Source organism: Pseudomonas sp. BF-R-01, from assembly GCF_019946615.1.
Classification (GTDB): Bacteria; Pseudomonadota; Gammaproteobacteria; order Pseudomonadales; family Pseudomonadaceae; genus Aquipseudomonas; species Aquipseudomonas migulae.
The window spans coordinates 1-4,822 of sequence record NZ_JAGYFX010000191.1 but is presented as its reverse complement, the minus strand read 5'-3'; the positions used below and the strand labels follow the sequence as shown (position 1 = coordinate 4,822).

The 4,822-nt window shown below is 63.0% G+C and carries 5 protein-coding genes; all 5 read right to left on the bottom strand.

The features are described from left to right. Positions 1–154: 154 nt before the first annotated feature. Positions 155–625, bottom strand: a complete 471-nt coding sequence (locus KGB27_RS30915) for an SCP2 domain-containing protein (RefSeq protein ID WP_192226470.1) — start codon at positions 623–625, stop codon at positions 155–157. After that, entirely contained in the window at positions 619–1,509 is an 891-nt protein-coding gene (locus tag KGB27_RS30910; protein ID WP_192226468.1) for a U32 family peptidase, read from the bottom strand. Before KGB27_RS30910 ends, KGB27_RS30915 begins: the two co-directional genes overlap by 7 nt. 11 nt (positions 1,510–1,520) lie before the next feature. Continuing rightward, a complete protein-coding gene (locus tag KGB27_RS30905) occupies positions 1,521–2,516 on the bottom strand; it encodes a peptidase U32 family protein (RefSeq protein WP_008034782.1) in 996 nt (331 codons plus the stop codon). 78 nt (positions 2,517–2,594) lie between these two features. After that, on the bottom strand, positions 2,595–3,830 hold the full coding sequence (gene glp / locus KGB27_RS30900; RefSeq protein WP_223557359.1) for a gephyrin-like molybdotransferase Glp: 1,236 nt from the start codon (positions 3,828–3,830) through the stop codon (positions 2,595–2,597). Continuing rightward, a complete protein-coding gene (gene moaB, locus KGB27_RS30895) occupies positions 3,827–4,381 on the bottom strand; it encodes a molybdenum cofactor biosynthesis protein B (RefSeq protein WP_008034780.1) in 555 nt (184 codons plus the stop codon). The genes glp and moaB overlap by 4 nt, the downstream gene beginning before the upstream one ends. Between the last annotated feature and the right edge of the window lie 441 nt (positions 4,382–4,822).

Genomic DNA, 4,822 nt, shown 5'->3' with positions numbered 1-4,822 from the left:
GGTTCCTTTTTGGTGTTTGAAAAAGGGCCTCGCCGTAAGGGCGAAACCAATAGCCGCCGTTACCGAAGTAATGGATATGTACACCTGAAAAAATTCGGCGCCCGACATAAAGCCATCGTCGGAACGCCGCCCGCAGCAAGCCGGCTCCTACAGGTCACCCCGCCGCCAGCCCCTTCCCCGCCCGCTCCAGATTCCGCCACAACCAGACCGGCAACACATCAGGATCAAGACTGTCGATCAAATTCTTCAACGCCAACCCCAATTCTGTGTCGCCCTCAATCACCAGACGCCGACGAAAAAACAGCGTGTCCGGATCCTCCTGACGACTGGCCAACAGTAAAAACTCACGCCAGTTCCCGCTGATAGTCACCGCCGCCGTAGCATGCTCAGCAATCCGCAACCCCTGACGATTGAGCGTCAAGTACCAGGACAACCCCAGATCCGGAATCCGCAAACACAACCAACGCCCGCGCAACACCTCAAACTCGCCATCACGCAACGGCTCGGCGAGGCAACGATTGAGCGCCTGCTGCAACGCCAGGCGCTGCACGGCAAACGGCACCCGACGCACCAGCGGCAACAACCGGTCGGCACCTTTGAGCAGCCACTTTTTTCGGTTCAGCACAGGCCAACCTCCTCGACGCGCAGCATGCCGGCCTGGCCATGCCAGTAGCCATTGCACCCTTCGACAAACAACGGCGGCATCTCGCCCGAACGAACCCGCTGATAACTGTCAATCACCTCAGCCATGCCCTGCGCACGCGGGCTCAGGCGCAACAGATCGGCGCCGCAGTCCACCAGCCCGGAATAATCGGCGAGCAAATTGGTGACTTCGGCCGACATGGTCTGAATACCGTTGAGGGTAAACAGTGGCTGCCCTTCCTGGCTGGTCAACGCCATGCCGTCGGGGTAGTTGATGCAGCAAAACTGGCAGTCGTCCTTGGGCCGGTTTTCCGCGCGGGCCGTGAAACAGCGGGCGGAATAGGCCAGGGGCAAGTGCCCATAGGCAAAAATTTCAACTTCCGGCACCGCACGCCCAAGTTCACGGACCTGCCCGATCACGTCGCGGATCAGCGCCGCCGAACACTCCACGGGCGGCACCCAGCGGGTCATTCCGCAGTCGAGCAGTTGCGCCAACGAGTGGCCGTTGTACAGGTTGAGGGCCGGGCCACCCACGAACGGCAACTGGCGCTCGGCGAGGAACTGCACCGCGCCCATGTCATTGGCCTCCACCAACAGTTGGCCGTTGTCGCACAGGCGGCGCAGGCTGGAAAGTTCCGACGCCGCTTCGATCAGCGTCAAACTGGAGATCACCAACTGCGCCCGGCTGCACTCCTGTAACTCGCGTCCCAGTCCCAACCACTGATCCAGTGAAAAGGCCCGGCGTTTCGAGCACACGGTTTCCCCCAGGTAAATCACGTCCAGGGGCATGGCCGACATCTCGGCGTAAAAGTTGCTGAGTTGCTCCTTGTCCCAATAAAACAGGACCGGTCCCAGGCTGAGCTTCATGTCGCGTCCCCTCATTGCCATGATCGATGATAAGCACCCAGGGTGGTCTGGCTGCCCTCGGACAAACCGGCCAGCACCTGACGCCATTCTTCCTTGACCCGAAAAGCGCCCGGCGCGCCGCGATGGGCATCCAGCGCGGCGCGCCAGACCCGGGTGACTTGCTCGACGTAGGCCGGGCTGCGTTGGCGGCCTTCGATTTTCACGGCTTCGACGCCGATGGCCGTCAGCTCCGGCAGCAGGTCCAGGGTGTCGAGGCTGGTGGGTTCTTCCAGGGCATGAAAGCGTTTGCCGTCGACCAGGAAACGGCCTTTGCACAAGGTCGGGTAACCGGCCGGTTCGTCGGGGGTGTAGCGGTCGATCAGGACTTCACTGAGCCGTGCGCTCAACCCTTCGGCGTCCTCGCTCCAGCGCACCGCCTTGGCCGGCGAACAGACGCCGCACAGGTTCGGTGACTCGCCGGTGATGTAGGACGACAGGTGGCAACGCCCTTCGGCCATGATGCACAGGCTGCCGAAGCCGAAGACTTCAATGGGCACCGGACTGCTGGCCGCCACCTGGCGCACCTGCGCCAATGACAACACCCGTGGCAGCACGGCGCGCCGAATATCGTAGCGCTGCGCGTAAAACGCCAGCGCGGCGGCGTGGGTCGCCGAGCCCTGGACCGAGAGGTGCAACGCCAGTTGCGGATGGCGCTGGCTGGCATAGTTGAGCACCCCGGGGTCGGCGGCGATCAGCGCATCCACACCGAAATCGGCAGCACGGTCCACCGCCCGCTGCCAGCGCTCCCAGCCCTTGGGTTGCGGGTAGGTGTTGACGGCGACATAGAGTTTGCGTTGATGCTGACGGATGTGGGCGACGGCGGCGTCGAACTGTTTGTCGTCCATGTTCAGCCCCGCGAAATGCCGGGCGTTGGTGTCATCGCGAAAGCCGACATACACGGCATCGGCGCCTTGGCGCACCGCCGCTTTGAGCGCAGGCAGGTTCCCTGCCGGGCAGACCAGTTGCATGGGTAATCCTCATGAAAAAAGCGGCGCTGCCAGTCTAGCCAGACCGGCAGGCACTGCCTTGACGGCAATCAATTGCCCTCACTGCATCAGGTCGGCAAAGGACAGGAACATCACGTTGTCGTGCTTGAGCACTTGCTGCTCGCAGTCGATCACTGCCAGCCCGTCAGCCCAGCACGCGGCCGTCAACATCGCCGAGCTTTGCTGAGGGTGCAGTTCCACGCTCAACTGGCCGTCTGCGCCGGGCGTCAACCTGGCTCGCAGGTATTGCCGACGCTTGTTGCGTTGCAACCAGTCGAACCCGGCGGGCACGGCCAGTGGCCGTGGCATCACGTCCGTCATACCCTGGGCCCGGAGCAAGAACGGTCGCACCACCACCAACGCGGTAATCAGCGCCGCCGAAGGATTGCCGGGCACGCCGATCCACGGTTTGCCCGCCACTTCGCCGAAGGCCAGCGGTTTGCCCGGCTGCATGGCGATGCGCCAGAAATCGATGCTGCCCAGTTCCTCGATGGCGTGCTTGAGATGATCTTCCTCGCCGACCGAAACGCCGCCGCTGCTCAGCAACAGGTCGCATTCCGACGACGCCAGGCACAAGGCGTGCCGACTGGCCGCCAGCTCATCGGCCATCACGCCGTAGTCATGCACCTCGACGCCCCATCCACGCAACAGCTCCGCCAGGCAGTAGCGATTGCTGTTGTAGATTTGCCCCGGCGCCAAGGGATCGCCCGGCTCGCGCAGTTCATTGCCGCTGCTGAGCAAACACACCTGCAACGGTCGATAGACTTCGATCCGCGCAATTCCGGCGCCGGCCAGCAACCCGATTTCCTGTGCGCGCAGGCGCTTTCCCGCCTTGAGCAGCAGGTGCCCGCGACGAACTTCTTCACCCTCTTTGCGCACGTGATCGCCAACGCTTGCGGGCGGCAACCAGACACGCTCGCCGTCGACCCGGCAACGCTCTTGCGGCACGACGGTGTCGGCGCCCGGAGGCAAGGGTGCACCGGTAAAAATCTGCACCGCTTGTTGCGCGAGCAACGGTGCGCACGCCTGATCCCCCGCCGCAATTCGCCCGCCGATCAACAGCCAGCCACCCTCCTCGGGCAGGTCGACGGCCCTGAAGGCGTAACCGTCCATGGCGCTGTTGTCCCAGGCCGGCAGGTTCACTGGGGAATGAATATCCGCTGCCAGCACGCGTCCCATCGCTTGATCCAGGCGGATCATTTGCACCAGGGGCGGCGGCGGTGCCTGATCGAGCAGGCGGCTGATGGCCTCGTCCACCGGCATCAGGTTGCCGAGGTCGCACACCCGGCCGGTCATGAGCGTGTCTCGCAGGCATCAATGTTGCGTTGGGCCTGAGGTTTCAAATGCGGGGCGAAATTGCAGGGGCCGGTGCGACTGTCCAGTTGTTCGAGCAGGATCTTGTTCCAGGCCGTCCGGCAGGCACCGGGCGAACCGGGCACGCAGCACACCAGCACGCCGTTGCTCATGCCGGCCAGTGCCCGGGATTGCAGGCTGGACATGCCGATTTCCTCCAGGGACACCTGGCGGAACAATTCGCCGAAGCCTTCCACGTGTTTGTCCAGCAGCGGCAGGACAGCTTGCGGCGTGTTGTCGCGAGCGGTGAAACCGGTGCCGCCGGTCATCAGCACAACTTGTACTTCGGGGTCGGCGATCCACCGGGAAACGGTTGCGCGGATTTGATAGATATCGTCCTTGACCAGGTCACGATCGATCAATACATGCCCGGCGGTTTGCAGCAAATCGGTCAGGGTCTGTCCCGAGGTGTCGGTGTCGAAGGTGCGTGTATCGCTGATGGTCAGCACGGCAATGTTCAGGGGTTCAAATGTGCGTTGCGCCAGATGGGCCATGTCCAGGTTTTCCCGTAGATGAGGGTATGGGCCCAAGCCTGAACCGGAATCCGTGATGAGCCTATTCCTCCAAGGAGGTACCTCTCGGGCGCATGGATTTCTGGCTGATGGGGGGATGGGTTTGTTGGGGGGCATATCCGTTGCTGCGGTGATGGCGGCTATTGGTTTCGCCCTTACGGCGAGTCACTTGGAGAAGCGCCAAGTAACCAAGCGCTTTTGCCCCTTTCGTTCGGTGCCTCGCTGTGGCTCGGCATGCCCTCGCTCCGGTCCTGCTCCGTGGGCCCGCCGCCATCGGCCATCCATGGCCGGGGGCGGCTAACCCGGCATCCATGCCGGGTTGCCCACTGCGCAGAACCTCCACTCGGCCTCTCGAGGGGGCGCTCAGATCAAAAGCTGAAGGCGAGCTAACGCTCGGCCTGATGAGTGGTGAAAATCAAAAGC

Coding starts and splice junctions, on each gene's coding strand:
- glp (WP_223557359.1), bottom strand. CDS start 3,830: ATGACCGGCCGGGTGTGCGACCTCGGCAACCTGATGCCGGTGGACGAG.
- KGB27_RS30905 (WP_008034782.1), bottom strand. CDS start 2,516: ATGCAACTGGTCTGCCCGGCAGGGAACCTGCCTGCGCTCAAAGCGGCG.
- KGB27_RS30910 (WP_192226468.1), bottom strand. CDS start 1,509: ATGAAGCTCAGCCTGGGACCGGTCCTGTTTTATTGGGACAAGGAGCAA.
- moaB (WP_008034780.1), bottom strand. CDS start 4,381: ATGGCCCATCTGGCGCAACGCACATTTGAACCCCTGAACATTGCCGTG.